This window comes from Cobetia sp. 1AS1, assembly GCF_029846435.1.
Taxonomy (GTDB): Bacteria; Pseudomonadota; Gammaproteobacteria; order Pseudomonadales; family Halomonadaceae; genus Cobetia; species Cobetia amphilecti.
In genome coordinates this window covers 1-16,143 of record NZ_JARWKU010000004.1, presented here as the reverse complement: position 1 = coordinate 16,143, position 16,143 = coordinate 1, and the positions used below count along the sequence as shown (strand labels likewise).

Annotated in this window: 14 protein-coding genes and 1 rRNA gene; 6 read left to right on the top strand and 9 right to left on the bottom strand. The window is 63.4% G+C overall.

All coding sequences use genetic code 11. The features are described 5' to 3' along the window. Positions 1-46 precede the first annotated feature (46 nt). A complete protein-coding gene (locus tag QD280_RS08710; RefSeq protein WP_043335309.1) occupies positions 47-499 on the top strand; it encodes a universal stress protein in 453 nt (150 codons plus the stop codon). A 161-nt stretch (positions 500-660) separates the two neighbouring features. Here the strand turns inward: QD280_RS08710 and QD280_RS08705 are convergent, their stop codons facing one another. Next, a complete protein-coding gene (locus tag QD280_RS08705) occupies positions 661-2,598 on the bottom strand; it encodes an ATP-binding cassette domain-containing protein (protein WP_279838959.1) in 1,938 nt (645 codons plus the stop codon). A gap of 326 nt (positions 2,599-2,924) precedes the next feature. Between QD280_RS08705 and QD280_RS08700 the strand changes: the two genes are divergently transcribed. Continuing rightward, on the top strand, positions 2,925-3,875 hold the full coding sequence (locus QD280_RS08700; RefSeq protein ID WP_279838958.1) for a TatD family hydrolase: 951 nt from the start codon (positions 2,925-2,927) through the stop codon (positions 3,873-3,875). Positions 3,876-3,923: 48 nt separating this feature from the next. Next, positions 3,924-4,490 (top strand): hypothetical protein, encoded by a 567-nt coding sequence (locus tag QD280_RS08695; RefSeq protein ID WP_225347560.1) that lies wholly within the window; start codon positions 3,924-3,926, stop codon positions 4,488-4,490. Positions 4,491-4,581: 91 nt separating this feature from the next. On the opposite strand, the gene QD280_RS08690 is transcribed toward QD280_RS08695, so the two are convergent. From QD280_RS08690 to QD280_RS08670, 5 genes are all read right to left on the bottom strand, one after another. Then, a complete protein-coding gene (locus QD280_RS08690) occupies positions 4,582-6,261 on the bottom strand; it encodes a DEAD/DEAH box helicase (RefSeq protein ID WP_347881959.1) in 1,680 nt (559 codons plus the stop codon). A 216-nt stretch (positions 6,262-6,477) separates the two neighbouring features. Beyond that, positions 6,478-7,014, bottom strand: coding sequence for an HPP family protein (locus QD280_RS08685; protein ID WP_166019098.1), 537 nt, complete (start codon positions 7,012-7,014; stop codon positions 6,478-6,480). A gap of 113 nt (positions 7,015-7,127) precedes the next feature. Next, positions 7,128-8,936, bottom strand: a complete 1,809-nt coding sequence (locus QD280_RS08680) for an iron ABC transporter permease (protein ID WP_279838957.1) — start codon at positions 8,934-8,936, stop codon at positions 7,128-7,130. A 141-nt stretch (positions 8,937-9,077) separates the two neighbouring features. Beyond that, entirely contained in the window at positions 9,078-10,124 is a 1,047-nt protein-coding gene (locus QD280_RS08675) for a Fe(3+) ABC transporter substrate-binding protein (protein ID WP_279831848.1), read from the bottom strand. 236 nt (positions 10,125-10,360) lie between these two features. Next, complete coding sequence (locus QD280_RS08670; protein ID WP_279838955.1) at positions 10,361-10,933, bottom strand: elongation factor P hydroxylase; 573 nt, start codon at positions 10,931-10,933, stop codon at positions 10,361-10,363. Positions 10,934-11,311: 378 nt separating this feature from the next. Between QD280_RS08670 and QD280_RS08665 the strand changes: the two genes are divergently transcribed. Then, positions 11,312-12,751 (top strand): MATE family efflux transporter, encoded by a 1,440-nt coding sequence (locus QD280_RS08665; RefSeq protein WP_240548781.1) that lies wholly within the window; start codon positions 11,312-11,314, stop codon positions 12,749-12,751. 317 nt (positions 12,752-13,068) lie between these two features. Continuing rightward, positions 13,069-13,803 carry a hypothetical protein gene (locus QD280_RS08660; RefSeq protein WP_052384769.1) on the top strand — a complete coding sequence of 245 codons (735 nt, stop codon included), beginning with the start codon at positions 13,069-13,071 and terminating at the stop codon, positions 13,801-13,803. 41 nt (positions 13,804-13,844) lie between these two features. Here the strand turns inward: QD280_RS08660 and tusA are convergent, their stop codons facing one another. Then, the gene (gene tusA / locus QD280_RS08655; protein ID WP_279838953.1) at positions 13,845-14,090 is read right to left on the bottom strand and encodes a sulfurtransferase TusA; all 246 of its coding nucleotides are present in this window, start codon (positions 14,088-14,090) and stop codon (positions 13,845-13,847) included. 62 nt (positions 14,091-14,152) lie between these two features. On the opposite strand from tusA, the gene QD280_RS08650 reads away from it, so the two are divergent. Further along, complete coding sequence (locus QD280_RS08650; RefSeq protein ID WP_043335322.1) at positions 14,153-14,437, top strand: antibiotic biosynthesis monooxygenase; 285 nt, start codon at positions 14,153-14,155, stop codon at positions 14,435-14,437. 123 nt (positions 14,438-14,560) lie between these two features. On the opposite strand, the gene rlmM is transcribed toward QD280_RS08650, so the two are convergent. Both rlmM and rrf read right to left on the bottom strand, forming a co-directional pair. Then, a complete protein-coding gene (gene rlmM / locus QD280_RS08645) occupies positions 14,561-15,634 on the bottom strand; it encodes a 23S rRNA (cytidine(2498)-2'-O)-methyltransferase RlmM (RefSeq protein WP_131431318.1) in 1,074 nt (357 codons plus the stop codon). Positions 15,635-15,844: 210 nt separating this feature from the next. Beyond that, positions 15,845-15,960 (bottom strand): 5S ribosomal RNA (rrf, locus tag QD280_RS08640). Positions 15,961-16,143: the final 183 nt, after the last annotated feature.

Sequence of the window (16,143 nt, the reverse complement as noted above, 5' to 3'; positions counted from 1 at the left end):
TGCACGACGCCACTCGAATGGCCAACCTCTGCGGGAGGACCTCAGGATGAGCAACGAATACAAGCATGTACTGGTCGCTGTCGACCTGACCAAGGATTCCCATCTGGTGCTGGAGCGGGCACTGCCGATCGCCAAGCGCAACGGCGCCAAGATTTCCATCATCCATACGCTGGAACCGCTGGGTTTTGCCTATGGCGGTGATATCCCGATGGACCTGACCAGCATCCAGGACCAGCTGGATTCCCACGCCCGTGAACGGCTTGGCGAGATCGCCTCCCCTCATGATATCGCCGCCGAAGACCAGTACGTGGTGGTCGGCATGCCGGACAGCGAGATTCATCGCTTCGCGGCCGAACACGACGTGGACCTGATCGTGGTCGGCTCGCATGGTCGACATGGCTTTGCGCTGCTGCTGGGCTCCACCTCCACGGGTGTCCTGCACGGTGCCCAGTGCGACGTGCTGGCGGTGCGCGTCGGCGCGGATGACAGCGAGGAATGACGACACCTCACGTCGATGACATGTGAGGGACGACAAGAGGGCTGCCCATGGGCAGCCCTCTTGTGTGTTCAGCTGACGGTCTTTCTGCACCGCACGGTCATCAAGCATCGTCACTCATGACCGTAGTTCATGACCGTAGTTCATGACCGTTCCTTGCGGCTTCAGCCTTCCTGCATGGCCTCAAGTTCCATCCAGCGTTCCATCGTTTCTTCCAGCACCTGCTGCTTGTGGCTGAGCTTCTCCAGCGTGTTCTTCACCGCCTTGGCATCCCCGGTGTAGAACTCCGGCGCCGCGATCTCGGCTTCCAGCGTCGCGATCTCCGCTTCCAGCTTCTCGATGGTCGCCGGAATCAGGTCCAGCTCGCGCTGGAACTTGTAGGGCAGCTTGACCTTCTTGTTGGCCTGCTGCGCCTGGGCGGCCTCACGCTTGCGGCGCTCGTCTTCTGCCTGGGCATCACGACGGTGCTTTTCCTCACGCTCACGCTCGACTTCCCACGGCGCCGGCGGCAGATGCCCGCCCTGACGTATCCAGTCGCTGTAGCCCCCGACATACGGCTTGACGACCCCGTCGCCCTCGAAGGCGAGGATGTTGGTGACCACGTTGTCCATGAAGGCACGGTCATGGGAAACCAGCAGCACGGTACCGTCGAAGTCGAGCAACAGCTCCTCGAGCAGCTCCAGCGTCTCGACATCCAGGTCGTTGGTCGGCTCATCGAGCACCAGCACGTTGGCCGGCATGGTGAACAGACGCGCCAGCAGCAGGCGGTTGGACTCGCCCCCTGACAGGGAACGTACCGGCTGACGCGCGCGGTCCGGCGTGAACAGGAAGTTCTGCAGGTAGCTCATCACGTGCATGTCACGCCCGCCGACCGTGACACGGTCGCTGCCGCGCGCCACGTTGTCGTAGACGGTGGCTTCCATGTCGAGGCCCTTGCGCAGCTGATCGAAGTAGGCGATCTGCAGCTTGGTGCCTTCGATGCGCTTGCCTTCGCTGGCTTCCAGCTGACCGAGCAGAATGTGCAGCAGCGTGGTCTTGCCCGCGCCGTTGCGCCCGAGCAGGCCGACCTTGTCGCCGCGCTGGATCTCGACGCTCAAGTCACGGATGACCCACTGCTCCTGCGCCTCGTCGTAGCGATAGCTGAGGTTCTCCAGCTCCACGACCCGCTTGCCGCTGCGCTCGGCGGAGTCGACGGCGATACGCGCACGGCCCTGCACTTCACGCCGCTGGCCACGCTCGGCACGCATCTTCTCCAGTTCACGCACACGGCCTTCATTGCGGGTACGACGCGCCTTGACTCCCTGGCGGATCCAGGTCTCTTCCTGGGCCAGTTTCTTGTCGAACTCGGAGTTCTCCTTGGCCTCGACATCCATCTCGTGCTGCTTCTGGGCCTGGTAGGCCGCGTAATCGCCCGGGTAACGCCCGAGACGGCCACGGTCCAGCTCCAGAATCTGGGTCGCGAGGCGCTTCAGGAAGGCCCTGTCGTGGGTGATGAACAGCACGGCGCCGGAGAAGGCCGCGACCTGCTCTTCCAGCCAGGCGATGGTATCGAGATCCAGATGGTTGGTCGGCTCATCGAGCAGCAGCAGGTCCGGGTCGGAGACCAGCGCACGCGCCAGCGCGACACGACGACGCCAGCCGCCGGACAGGTCTTCCATCATGGTGTCTTCCGGCAGGCCCAGGCGGGTCAGCACGGTATCGATACGCTGCTGGAACTGCCAGCCATCGACGCTTTCCAGCGCGACCTGCACGTGCTCGAGACGCTTGAGGTCCGGCTCGGGATCGCTGATCAGGTGATGGTACTCCGCCAGCAGCGCGCCCGCCTTCGGCAGGCCTTCAGCGACGATATCGAAGATGGTGCGTCCTTCGGCGGCCGGCAGGTCCTGCGAGAGCACACCGATCTTGAGGCCCGGTGCCTTCCACAGCTCACCGGCATCGGCCTGGAATTCGCCGGTGATCAGCTTGAGCAGGGTCGACTTGCCGGTGCCGTTGCGGCCGACGAGCGCCAGACGCTCGCCGCGCTCGACGACAAGGTCCGCCCCGTTGAGCAAGACGTGATGGCCATAGGCCAGCTGAAGATTTTCCAGTCGTAACAATGCCATGTGCAGCAGCAACTCGTGACGGGTCCACGGCCGGGAAGGCCACGGAGGAAGTGGGAGTCAGGCGGACAGGCCGCCGCCAGCGACGCGCGCCGGAGAATGCTGCCATTCTACCCGAGGCGCAGCGTGCAGGCGATGGAAGACGCCGCAAGGGCTGAAAGACTCCGGCGCCTTGGGTAGAATGGCCGACCGCTTGCAATCACGTCACGTGCCCTGCACTGCCAAGGCCCGCCTGGCATGCAGCGCTATCGAGTGCCAGGCCGACGGGCTGTTGCCCAGCCTTGGGCTGTCACGTGTCTTCTCCCTCCCCGCGATCCCAAGGGTGTCCGATGTCCGCGCTTCCCCCGCATGCCGATCCTGCCCCCCTGCCCTACTATGATAGCGAGCGGCTGTCCGACGAGACGCTTGCCGCCTTGTGTGACGACCTTGAACTCGGCGAGGCCGATATCGCGGCCGCGCTGACGCTGCTGGCACCGGAGCTGCGTTTCGCCAGCCCCTCTGCACTGGTCGATATCGGCGTCAACCTGACGCATGAGAGCTACGCGCGCGACATCGAGGGCACCTTGCTGCGAGCACGCGCGGCGGGCGTCAGCCAGCAGATCCTGACCGGCACCAGCCTGGATGGCTCGCGTGAGGCCCAGGCGCTGGCGGCACGCTATCGTGGCCTTTCTGCCACCGCCGGCGTGCATCCACATGATGCCAGCCAGTGGAACGACGGCGTCGAACGCGGCATCCGGGAGCTACTGGCGCAGCCGGAGGTCGTCGCGGTGGGGGAATGTGGTCTCGACTTCAATCGCAACTTCTCGACGCCCGCCGAACAGGCCCGGGCGTTCGAAGCGCAGCTGACGCTGGCCGCCGAGACAGGCCTGCCACTGTTTCTGCATGAACGTGACGCCGGTCGCCAGATGCTCGAGATGCTCAAGCACTGGCGCGACGATATCAGTCACGCCGTCGTGCACTGTTTCACCGGTGAGCGCGAGACGCTCTACGGCTATCTCGATCTCGACCTGCACATCGGTCTGACCGGCTGGCTGTGTGATGAGCGCCGAGGCGAACACCTGCGCAGCCTGTGCCGCGAGATTCCCCTCGAACGCCTGATGCTGGAAACCGATTGCCCCTATCTGGTACCGCGCAATCTGCCCGCCAAGCTCAAGGGGCGCCGTCATGAACCCTCACTGCTGGTGTGGATCATGGCGGAGGTCGCGGCGCTGCGCGGTATCGACATGGAAGAACTCGCAGAGGCCACCACCGCCACTGCCACACGCTTCTTCCGCCTGTAATCGGCATCAACGACTTTCCCTGCACGCTTCCCTGCTCTGGACATCACCATGCACGAATATGAACCCGAAACAGGGGACTTCCCCGCCTTCATCGCCGTCGAGACCGGCGAGGACTCCAGTCTGCCGCTGGCCATCGCCTGGGCGCTGCCCGATGGCCAGATGAAGCATGTGCTGATCCAGCCGGATGACGAATGGCTGGATGGCGAGATGCTGGAGCTGGGCGACTACAGCCTGGACGACCTGCGCAGCTTCGGCGTCAGCCCCCTCGATGTGCTCAAGGAGCTGGAGCAGGACTACTACCAGACCACGCTCTATACCACTGGCGTCATGGATGATGAGCAGGCACTGGCCCGCCTGTTCGACGCCTACAACATGGACCCCTTCATCGAGTTCGCGCCGGCGGAAGGCCTCTACCCTGAGCTTGCCCCGGGTGACTGGGCGCGCGAGCGCAACAACATGCTGTTCGAACAGGGCCTGCAGCCCTTCCGCCCGGACAACGAGGTGCTGGTGATGCTGGCCATCCATACCCGCCTGCGCGGTGATGGCGTGCGTGGCGAGCAAGACATCCAGGGCACTGGCCCGGATTACGAGATCGACTGGGAAGAAGACGTCTGATCAGACGCTCCTGCTCCTGACACACAAACGCCCCGACAACCGCAAGGTTGTCGGGGCGTTTGTGTTCAAGCCTTGGCCTCTACGGCGCGGCTCAGCCGTTGGAGCGGCCACCACCGTTGCCACCGCTGGAGCGGTTGCGACCACCACGTGAGCGGCGACGCGGACGCTCATCATTGCTCGGCGCATTCGGCGCACGGTTGCCGTTCACCTCCGGCTGCGGCGCGACGCGATTGCCATCGACTTCACGCTGCACCGGTGCACGGTTGCCGCGGTTGTCATCATCGACACGCGCGGTCTGCTGAGGCTGACCGCCAGTGCGATGACCTTCAGAGCGCTGGCCGCCCGAACGCGCGCCACCAGAGCGCTGGCCGCCATTGCCACGACCTTCACCGGCAGGCTTGCCGCCAGTGCGCTGGCCGCTAGAACGCTGGCCTTCAGAGCGCTGGCCGCCCGAACGCTGGCCGCCAGAACGCTGACCTTCAGAACGCGCGCCGCCCGAACGCTGGCCGCCATTGCCCCGACCTTCAGCGGCAGGCTTGCCGCCAGTACGCTGGCCACCCGAGCGCTGACCACCACGCGGCTGACGCGGCTCACGTTCCGGCTCGACATCGACTTCCGGCACGAAACCTTCCACTTCGACGCGCTTGAGCTTGCCCTTGAGCAGACGCTCGATGCCGCCGAGCTCCTTGCGCTCATCGCTGGAGACCAGCGAGATGGCACGCCCACTGGCGCCGGCACGGCCGGTACGCCCGATACGGTGCACGTAGTCTTCCGGTACGTTGGGCAGTTCGTAGTTAACGACCTGTGGCAACTGCTCGATATCCAGGCCACGCGCCGCGATGTCCGTCGCGACCAGCACGCGCACTTCGCCGTTCTTGAAGCCGGCCAGTGCCTTGGTACGCGCATTCTGGCTCTTGTTGCCGTGAATCGCCGCAGCACTGATGCCGGACTTCTCGAGCTTGGTCGCCAGACGGTTGGCACCGTGCTTGGTACGGGTGAAGACCAGCACCTGGTGCCAGTTTTCCTTGATGATCAGGTGCTTGAGCAGCGAAGGCTTGTGGCTCTTCTCCACGGTGTGGATATGCTGCTCGACCTTCTCGGCCGTGGTGTTGCGCGGGCTGGCTTCCACCGCCACCGGGTCATTCAGCAGCTTGTTGGCCATGCCGCGAATCTCATCGGAGAAGGTCGCGGAGAACAGCAGCGTCTGACGCTTGGTCGGCAACAGCTTGAGCAGACGACGGATGTCGTGGATGAAGCCCATGTCCAGCATGCGGTCTGCTTCATCCAGCACCAGCGTCTCGAGATCGGAGAAGTCGATGGCCTTCTGGGAGTGCAGGTCCAACAGGCGGCCCGGCGTGGCGGTCAGGATCTCGACGCCAGAGGACAGGCGGCTGATCTGCGGGTTGATCTTCACGCCACCGAATACCACGGCATTGCGCAGCTTCAGGTGACGGGAATAGGCAGTGACGTTCTCGTCGATCTGCGCGGCCAGTTCACGCGTAGGCGTGACGATCAGGGCCTTGATCTTGCGGGCACCCGCGGGAGCGCTCTGTGAGAGGCGCTCGACCAGCGGCAGGGCGAAACCGGCGGTCTTGCCGGTACCGGTGCGCGCGGCAGCCATCACATCACGGCCTTCCAGCACGGCAGGAATCGCACCTGCCTGGACGGGAGACGGCGTGGAATAGCCCATCTCGGCGATCGCTTTCAGGACAGGAGCGGACAGCCCCAGGGAGGCAAACGCCGGGACGGAATTGGCAGTAGTCTCAGTCATCAATATCTCTTCGGCTGACCGGCCACGTGCTGGTCGATCATTAAGGAATGGCGCCTGGCCGGGCACGTGCCGGGAGAGGGAGCGAGGCGTATCAGGCGCAGAGAAGTAAGAATCGGTCAGAGGGACCTCATCCGGCTGCTGCCAGTCGCTCGCGTCAGGCGATGGCCCAGTCTACCATCTTCCGCCGTCGCCTGCAGAAACGCGCATCCGATGGGCTCAATGCCAGTGCAGCGGATAGCGACGATGACGCGCCAGATTGTTGATCAACACCGCCAGCACCAGCATCGCCGCACAGCCAAGCCCCACCGGCAACAGGGCGTACCAGTAGCCCAGCTCGTGCAGCGGCTGACCGCCGATCACCGCGATCAAGGCCGTGGCGCCGCCCGGCGGGTGCAGGGTGTGCGTCAGCTGCATGACCAGCAGTGCCACCGAGACCGCCATGGCCGCTGCCAGCCAGCCATCGCCCAGCCAGTGATAGCAGGCGACACCGACCAGTGCCGACAGCATGTTGCCGCCCAGCACATTGCGCGGCTGAGCCAGCGGACTGTGCGGCGCGCCGTAGAGCAGCACCGAGGTCGCGCCGAAGGACCCCACCAGCAACAGCGAGCTGACCGCCAGATAGTGCGAGGACAGCCAGCCGATCAGCGCCATGCCCAGAAAGGCCCCGAGCCATGACCACAGGGCATCGGCAACATGCGGCCTGCCCCGCTTCAGGGGGCCACCCCGCATCTTGGCTACGTAAGGCTTGAGCATCGTGCGAACCATCTCCGGCGTTGTCCTGTCAGTGTCGAGCGCTGCACCCTAGGCGATCTCCACACGAGGAACAACTCTCATATGGCAATAAGCTGATGCCGACGCTGTCTTCATCATGACTCGCTGCGCGAGGCCACGATGGTGCGCGAGATCACGATCACCGGCAGGATGCCGACCACCACGATCACCAGCGCCGGCAACGCCGCCTGCTCGAGCATTTCATCCGAAGCGTACTGATAGACGTGGGTGGCGAGCGTGTCGAAGTTGAAGGGCCGCAGCAGCAAGGTGGCCGGCAGCTCCTTCATGGCATCGACGAACACCACCAGCGCCGCGGTCAGCAAGCCGGGACGGATCAAGGGCAGGTGCACCCGGCGCAGTGTCGAGAAGGTGTTCTCACCCAGTGAGCGCGCCGCCATGTCCATCGAGGGCGTGACCTTGTCGAGGCTCGATTCGATGGAACCCGCGGCGATGGCGAGGAAGCGCACCACGTAGGCGATGATGATCGCGCCCATCGTCCCCGTCAGCAGCAGACCGCTGGAGAACCCGAAGTTGGCGCGCAGGAAGCTGTCCAGCGCGTTGTCGAAACCCGACAGCGGCACCAGCACGCCCAGCCCCAGCACGGCGCCCGGCATGGCATAACCGAGACTCGAGAGCTTGAGCGCCTGCTGTACGCTGGCGGTGCGATCCAGCCGCTTGGCGTAGGCCAGCAGCACCCCGATGATCAGCGTCAACACGGCAGCGCTGACCGACAGCATCAGGCTATTGAGCGCGTAACCGGCGAAGTCCGGTGTCCACGACTCCTCGAAGTAGCGAATGGCATGCCGCGTCAGCAGCCCCACCGGCAACAGGAAGCCGAACAGCAGCGGCAGCAGGCAGGCCAGTGTCGCCAGCCCGGCGCGCCAGCCATGCAGGGTCGGGCGACGATAGCGACGATAGCGATCGCCCTTGCCGAACTGACGCTGCCGGCGCCGGGCATGCCGTTCCAGCCAGATCAGCGTGACCACGAAGATCATCAGACACAGCGCGATCTGGGCCGCACCGCGCAGGCTGCCCATGTTGAGCCACACATTGAAGATACCGGCAGTCAGCGAACGCACCGCGAAGTAATCGACGGTGCCGAAGTCATTGAGCGCCTCCATCATCGCCAGCGCCAGGCCGACGGCGATCGCCGGGCGTGCACTGGGCAGCGCCACGCGCCAGAAGCTCTGCCAGCCATTGCAGCCCAGGGTGCGGCTGGCATCGCGCAGTGACGGTGATTGATCGAGAAACGCCGAGCGCGCCAGCATGAAGACATACGGAAACAGCACCAGCGACAGCATCAGGATGGCGCCGCCCAGACTGCGTATCTCGGGGAAGTAGTAATCCTGCGGCGAGTCCCAGCCGAACAGCGCACGCAGCGCGCCCTGGAAGGGCCCGGCATACTCGAAGACATCGGTGTAGATGTAGGCGATGACGTTGGCGGGAATCGCGAACGGCAGCAGCAATGACCACTCGAAGGTGCGCCGCAGCGGGAACTGATACATGGTGGTCAGCCACGCCGACACCACGCCCATGCTGCCGCTGAGCACCGCTACGCCGGCCACCAGCGCCAGACTCGTCATGACGTAGTCAGGCAGCACGGTGGAGACGAGGTGCGGCCAGATGCCGTCACCGGCCTGATCACTGCCATCATCGCCGAACAACGCCAGCCAGATGACGGCCAGCACCGGCATCACCACCAGCGCGGCGACCCCCCAGGCCGTCGTGAACCACCCCATGTGCGTGCCCAGGCGCCGCTGACGACGTCTTATCGCCGCGTCTTCGGCGACTGACGTGCTGTGAGTCGCGCGCTCCAGGGCGAGCTCCGTCGCGCTGGTTGCCGTGCAGGCTTCCTCTTCAAGGCTCGCACCTCGCTTTGCCAACAGCCGCTTGCCTTGCGTCATCTGTTCTTCCTCACTGACCTGCCAACTGCAATTGCGTCTATTTTACATTGTTCACTCAAACGAAGAGGGGCTGTCGCATCGCGACAGCCCCTCTTCGTTTATGACATCCCACCCGATGGCTTACGCCAGCGGTGAGTGCCGTTACTGGTTGAAGCCGACTTCATTGACCATCTGAGCAGCACGCTTGCGGTATTTGGCGACCTCGGTCAGCGAGAGGTCATCCTGCTTGAACTCGCCCCAGGACGTCAGCAGCTCCGAGCTTTCGGCAGCCGGGTTGGCCGGATACTCGAAATTGACCTCGGCATACATGTGCTGGGCGGTCTTCTCGGTCAAGAAGCGCATCAGCTTGAGCGCATTCTCTTCGTGCGGCGCGTACTTGGTCATCGCCATGCCGGAGATGTTCATGTGCGTGCCGACACCGTTCTGGTCCGGGAACTCGATGCGTGCCTTCTCGGCCCACGGACGCTGCTCGTCGTTGTCGAGCATCTTGCCGTAGTAGTAGCTGTTGCCGATGGCCACGTCACAGACGTTGTCACGAATCGCCTTGATCTGATCGCGGTCCCCGCCCTGCGGCTTGCGCGCCAGGTTGTCCTTGAAGCCTTCCAGCCATTCGCGGGTCGCTTCCTCGCCGTTGTGGGCGATACGCGAGGCGATCAATGCCACGTTGTAGGGGTGATCACCGGCACGCGAACAGACACGGCCCTTGAGGCTCGGGTCCGCCAGGTCGTCATAGCTTGCGACCTGACCGGCCTCGAGGCGCTCGACGCTGGTGTAGAGCACGCGGGCACGGGTGGTGATACCGAACCACTGGTTGTCAGGACCGTGATACTGCTCGGGCAGGTTGGCTTCGATGACGTCGTCATTGACACTCTTGACCAGATCTTCGTCGACCAGCTCCTGCAGGCGACCGATATCCACCGTCAGCAGGACGTCAGCCGGCGTGTTGCGACCCTCACGCTTGAGACGCTCGGCCAGACCCTGCTTAGCGAATACCACGTTGACCTTGACGCCGGTCTCCTCGGTGAACTCCTTGAGGAACGGCTCGATCAGATAGGCCTGACGATAGGAGTAGACGTTCACCTCTTCCTGGGCTTGCGCCGGCATGGCCGTGACAGCCGTCACGCCGACCAGCGCACTCAACAACAGCTTGCGAGCGGAGGATGCAGAAATCATGGATACAGCAGTCATCGAATACCCCTGTTCAAGGTGTCCTGTCCTGACCAGGACTGCCATGAGCAGACCTGCAGGCCAGTAAAAGCGGAACCATTGTGTCAATGCGAATCATTCTAATCACAAAGCCCTGACACCTGCAACGTGAGTGCAACGCTGATTTGCAGATAATGCAATCCCGCTCAGGAAGGCGAGTTCCTGGAGGCACGCCCAGCGGGCGACGCCACTGCCGCCTGGCATGCTCAGACAAGGCATCACGCCAGCCGGCCGTCCACCCCCACCGCAGGCAACAGGGGCCTGGCATGGGCGATGGCCTGCTCAAGCGGCATCCCCTGCTGCCAGACTCCGGCGAGTGCGTGGCGGAAGGCAGCGGCCCGGGCGGGCAGGCCGCGCTGCTCGACATCGGCGGCGCGCTGCATCACACGTTGCGCGAAGGCGTCTCGATCCACCTCCAGCTCAAGATTGTCGACGCTGACATGAAACGGCTTGCCCACCGCCCGGTGAAACAGCAGCTCCAGCGCTTGCGGTGCGACCTCGACACTCTCGAAGGCACGCTGCTGCTCGGCGTCGCGGCCATCCGGCGCATACCAGTAGCCGTAATCTTCCTCGAGCCGCCGTCTGGCACCTGCGATGCACCAATGGCTGATCTCATGCAGCGCGCTGGAAAAGAAGCCACGTGCCAGATAGATGCGGTGATAGCCAAGCTCTGATTCCGGGACATGCCTGCCTTCCCCTCGCATGCCGGCCGGAAGGTACAGCGGCTCTTCAGGATCACAGCGCAGCAAGGTGTTGAAGGTGTCGCCGAACAGACCGTCAAACAATGCCATCAAGGTGGCGAGGTCATGCGCACGACGGGGGCTCCCGCTGGCGGAATCAGAGCAATGGACAGCAGGTAGGGACTCATGGGACGACACGGCAATTCTCGGCAAGCGCTGGCAGTGTGTGGGCATTCGATGGCGGCAGGAAAACCTGCTCTGCCGGATGGCTCATTGTACGTGGCTAGCGTATAGCGCGTCATTTCAGCTGACAGTGTCGCTCACAGCCGTGATAATTCATCAGCTTGCGTTCATGAAACCTGCTTATCTGCTAGGATGGCGCGCCAAGCAAGAATGATTCTCGATTACTAGCAGGAGCCTGCCGTGCCCCCCGCCGATTCATCCACCCCCTCCAAGCCTCAGACGACCCCCGGTTCTCCGCCTCCGCCACTGATTCCCCGCGTCAGAGCGGAAACCTCACGCCTGCTGACCCTGGCGCTGCCGATCTGTGGCGCGCAGCTGGCTCAGGCAGGCATGAGTGCCGTGGACGTGTTGATGACGGGGCGTTCCTCGGCCACGGACCTGGCAGCCGTGTCGGTGGGCTCAAGCCTGTGGGTGCCCCTGCTGCTGTTGATGGCGGGCACCCTGATGGGCCTGACGCCGGTGGTCGCGCAATTGATGGGGGGCAATCGCAGCGGTGAGGTGCGTGGCAACGTGCATCAATCGCTGTGGATCTCGCTGGTGCTCGGCAGCCTGTCCGGGCTTGCGCTGTGGTATCTGGCCGCGCCGATCTTCACGCTGATGGAGGTGCCTGAGGCCGTGGCCGAGCAGGCGACCCTCTACCTGATGGCCATCGCCTGGGGCATGCCGGGTGCCGCCTTCTATCAGGTCCTGCGCGCCTACTCGGACGGCATGAACCATACCCGCCCGGCACTGATCATCAGCCTGATCGGCCTGATATCGAACATCCCGCTCAATTACGTGCTGATCTACGGGTCTGCAGGCGTGGATGACCTGCTGGGGATCACCTTGCCGGGACTGTTGGGCGACATTCCGGCCATGGGCGCCGCCGGCTGCGGTATCGCCACTGGCCTTGCGATGTGGATCATGTGCCTGAGCATGTTCGCCTACACGCGTTACAGCAGCGCGTATCGCGCCGTGGCGCTGTGGTGTCAGCCCAGCGCCCCCCACTTCAAGCAGATGGGCGAACTGCTCAAGGTCGGCCTGCCGATCGGGATCGCGATCTTCTTCGAGGTCACGCTGTTCACGGTCATCGCCCTGTTCGTGGCCAGCTTCGGCGAGATCAAGGTCGCGGCGCACCAGGTCGCGCTCAACTTCACCTCGCTGCTATTCATGCTGCCGCTGTCGATGGCGATGGCCCTGACCGTGCGCGTCGGCCACACCATCGGCCGTGGCGACATGCGCGAAGCACGTTTCGTGGCCTGGAATGGCGTGGCCTTCTCGCTGGTGGTGGCGCTGGTGAATGACATCGTGATCTGGGTACTGGCCGAGCCGGCCGTGGCGCTCTACACCAGCAACCTCAAGGTCCAGGCCCTGGCCATGTCACTGATCACCCTGGCGATGCTCTATCAGGTCTCGGACTCCCTGCAGGTCGCCATGGCAGGCGCACTGCGCGGCTTCAAGGACACACGCATCATCATGCTGATCACCATGTTCGCCTACTGGGTGGTCGGGCTGGGAGGCGGACACCTGCTGGGCGTCGGCAGTGAGGCCTTCCCGATCTCGCCCTGGTCCATCGAGCAGATGGGCGTCTATGGCTACTGGATCGGCATGGTGGCCGGCCTGACCGTGGCGGCGCTGCTGCTTGGCTGGCGCCTGTGGATCATCGCGCGCCGTGGCGTGCGTGACGAGGCATTGGCGAGCCAGTGATGCCTGGCGGATAACGCCTGCGTCTCAGCCTGCATCCCAACAGGAAGCTCGGCCCGGATGCTGGGCTGACAGCTGCCTGAAACGCCGTGATGAGCAAGCCCCGCGACACCCGACAGGGTGACGTGGGGCTTTTGCGTTTAAACACGAAAAAGCTGATAGACGGTCATTTCGTCCAAGGAGGGGTTACCGTCAAGGCTCTGGCTGTGCTAATGGTTATTCAAGGCAGTGCTCTCTCGCTGACGACACACATGGCAGAAGCGAGAGAACGCACCAGCACACGCCGAGGACGATCGACAAGCTGCTGAGGAGGGTTCGTCATGGGCGTACCAGTATCTTCCCCCCGCTCCGCCAAGGTCATCGACCTGAGTGTCATGCGTGACAGGATGCGTGCACGACGTCGTATTCTCCGGCTGGCGCCGGAACACGACGGGTTGGAAATGCTCTATCAGCTCGACAGCGATCCGGACAGCTATTACAGCATTCCGGTACTGGCCTGGGGGCTGCGCGAGGATGGTGAAGTCGTCGGCATGGTGCCGTGGATGGAGGGGCTGATGCCCTGCCACGAGCTGGAAGACCCCCAGCAGGGGCATTTCGTCGGCTATCGCGACCCGGAAACCGACGAAGTCTTCATGCTGGCGCCTGACCACAAGGTGTTCGAGCTCGAACATGCCGCGGCCTATTACGACTATGAAGTCTCGGACAAGACGACGCTGCTCCAGCAACTGCCGGACACGCTGGGTACCCACGCGCTGTGCATGACCAACGGCGAGACACAGTGGCAGCTCAAGCAGGTCTTCGGCTGGCGTCTCTACAGCGATGGCAACATCGAGGCCTTGCTGGTCGATGAAGCTCGCGTCACCCAGACACCCGTGCTGGCCGGCGACGACTGCCTGTACCCGGGGCGCAGCCGGCATGATGTGGTCTATTTCTTCCAGCGCGCCATCGCCAATCAGATACGCGAGCAGGACCCGGCGACGCTGGAGGCTCTCGCGCTGATGATGACCGGCGAGAGCGACCAGGTCTGCGTCGAGGTCCATGACCGCGAAGCCTGAGGGCCAGTCATGGCCAGCGACTCACCGGATGCGGATGGCGCTCAACTGATGCGGATGTAATACAGGAACTGTTCCGTCGTCTCGTGGCTCAGTTCCAGGGTGTGGCCGAGAAAGGCGCAGAACTTGGGCACATCACGGGTGGTGGCCGGGTCGGTCGCCACTACCCGCAACAGGTCACCCGAGGCAAGTTCACGCACCTTGTTGTGCAGCATCATGATGGGTTCCGGGCAATACAGGCCACTGGTTTCCAGTTCGGCATCGGCCTCGGGCAATGTGATATCGGTCATCGAAGACTCCTGACAATCCTGCCGCCCTGGCTGGCGGCACGTACAAAAATGGGGAGACAGGCATGATCAAGGTTCTGATCGAACGGCATATCATGCCGGGACTGGAACAGGATTACGAACAGGCCTCGCGTGAAGTCGTACGCGAGGCCACGCATGTCCCGGGCTTCATCTCGGGCGAGAATCTGATGGAAACCGGCCGCGCGGGTCACCGCATCCTGATCACCTCATGGCGCGATGCGCGAGCGTGGCAGGAATGGTCGGTCAGTCCGGCCAGAGATCGCATGATGGCGCGCCTGGCGCCCATGCTATCCCAACCGGAGCGGATAATCCTGCTGGAGCATACTTGAGCGCGCCTCTCCGGCGAGCGAAGTCATCAGGCGCCCCATACAAGAACCCCACGACCTGGGCAGGCCGTGGGGTTCTTGTATGGGCCATGTGCCACTCGTGCATGCTGATTGAGCAACAGCCAATCAGTGCGTGATGCGCACGTGCACAGTGACCTCTTCACGGTCGTGATACAGATGACGACAGCGAATCTCGGCACCGACGTTGGAACGCTCGAGACTGGCGGCCAGATAGTCGAGGCAGCGAGAGACTTCCTTCCAGCGCTGCTTCATCGGCAGCTTGAGGTTGAAGACGGCCTCGTTGCACCAGCGCTTCTTCAGCCAGCGCTCGACCATCTCGGTCACACGAATCGGCTTGTCGACGATATCGCAGACCAGCCAATCCAGGCGCAGCGGCGGCTCCCAGGTGAAGCCATCTTCCTTGAGATGCTCGACCTGTCCTGTCGCCATCAGGTCCTTGTTCATCGGGCCATTGTCGATCGCGAACACGAACATGCCCTTCTCGACCAGCTGGAAGGTCCAGCCACCCGGGGCGGCACCAAGATCCGCTGCCTGCATGCCAGTGGCGATGCGACGCTCCCACTGATCGCGCGGCACGAATTCGTGCCACGCCTCTTCCAGCTTGAGCGTGGAGCGGCTGGGCGCACGACTCGGCGAACGCAGGTGACGAATGCCATTGGCATACTCGCTGCGGTTGCCCGGGAAGCTCATGCCCAGCTGGACTTCATCGCCATCCGTCCAGAAGACATGCAACGCCCGACCACCGGCCTTGCGGCGCAGGGCGCCCCGCTTCTTGAGCGCGGACTCCAGCGGGCGACCGACGGCCTTGCCCAGCCCCGACAGTGCCTTGCCATCGTTGGTATCCGGCATCTCGTGGCGGATCTCCTCGAAGCTCCAGCCGGCGTCGACCACCTGCTGCAGAATCGGCGAGACACGATTCTCCCGCGACATGCCGACCAGCGGCTCCAGCGCCACCAGGGTCTGACGAGCGAAGACCAACGCCTGTAGCGGCATGTCACGATGCAGGGCATTGGCGGGCTCATCACCCGTCACCACATAACGCACGAAGCCACTGTCGCGTGCCGCAATCGGATAACCCGGCGTGCCGATATACGCCGCTTTCTCGCTGACTTCTGCGGCCAGGTCAGCCTCGAAGCCAGGGCGGCAATACAGCAACAGTTCTTGAGGTTGCATCATCATCTCCAATACAGAAGGCTGGGGAGTCTAGCTTCTCGCCGCTGCCTTCTACAAGCGTGCATGTACGTGATGGGGCTGTGACAACGCTCAGGCCGTCGTCATGGGCGCAGCAGACGCCTCACGAAGCGCGTACATCTCTTGCTTTGCGCAACTTTTCTCACCACAAAGAGAACCGCCCCTGCAGCAAGGCTACAGGGGCGGTTCGGTATAAGTGCCTGACGATGACCTACTCTCACATGGAGAAACTCCACACTACCATCGGCGCTAAGCGGTTTCACTTCCGAGTTCGGCATGGGATCGGGTGGTTCACGCTCGCTATGGTCGTCAGGCGAAACGGTGGCATCTTGCGATGCCTGAGTCCCGAGGCTTTTGGCCTCGCGACTCGCAATATGAATCATGCTGACCGATATGTCTCGATCCTGTCGCAATCCCGGCGTTTGCCTGCGCAAACCCCTTGGGTGTTATATGGTCAAGCCTCACGGGCAATTAGTACTGGTTAGCTCAACACATTG

Excerpts from the sequence above, each read along its gene's own strand:
- tusA (WP_279838953.1), bottom strand. The coding sequence starts at position 14,090 with ATGACCGATATCACATTGCCCGAGGCCGATGCCGAACTGGAAACCAGT.
- QD280_RS08695 (WP_225347560.1), top strand. The coding sequence starts at position 3,924 with ATGCACGAATATGAACCCGAAACAGGGGACTTCCCCGCCTTCATCGCC.
- QD280_RS08675 (WP_279831848.1), bottom strand. The coding sequence starts at position 10,124 with ATGACTGCTGTATCCATGATTTCTGCATCCTCCGCTCGCAAGCTGTTG.
- QD280_RS08650 (WP_043335322.1), top strand. The coding sequence starts at position 14,153 with ATGATCAAGGTTCTGATCGAACGGCATATCATGCCGGGACTGGAACAG.
- QD280_RS08700 (WP_279838958.1), top strand. The coding sequence starts at position 2,925 with ATGTCCGCGCTTCCCCCGCATGCCGATCCTGCCCCCCTGCCCTACTAT.
- QD280_RS08660 (WP_052384769.1), top strand. The coding sequence starts at position 13,069 with ATGGGCGTACCAGTATCTTCCCCCCGCTCCGCCAAGGTCATCGACCTG.
- rlmM (WP_131431318.1), bottom strand. The coding sequence starts at position 15,634 with ATGATGATGCAACCTCAAGAACTGTTGCTGTATTGCCGCCCTGGCTTC.
- QD280_RS08670 (WP_279838955.1), bottom strand. The coding sequence starts at position 10,933 with ATGGCATTGTTTGACGGTCTGTTCGGCGACACCTTCAACACCTTGCTG.
- QD280_RS08705 (WP_279838959.1), bottom strand. The coding sequence starts at position 2,598 with ATGGCATTGTTACGACTGGAAAATCTTCAGCTGGCCTATGGCCATCAC.
- QD280_RS08690 (WP_347881959.1), bottom strand. The coding sequence starts at position 6,261 with ATGACTGAGACTACTGCCAATTCCGTCCCGGCGTTTGCCTCCCTGGGG.
- QD280_RS08680 (WP_279838957.1), bottom strand. The coding sequence starts at position 8,936 with ATGACGCAAGGCAAGCGGCTGTTGGCAAAGCGAGGTGCGAGCCTTGAA.
- QD280_RS08710 (WP_043335309.1), top strand. The coding sequence starts at position 47 with ATGAGCAACGAATACAAGCATGTACTGGTCGCTGTCGACCTGACCAAG.
- QD280_RS08685 (WP_166019098.1), bottom strand. The coding sequence starts at position 7,014 with ATGCTCAAGCCTTACGTAGCCAAGATGCGGGGTGGCCCCCTGAAGCGG.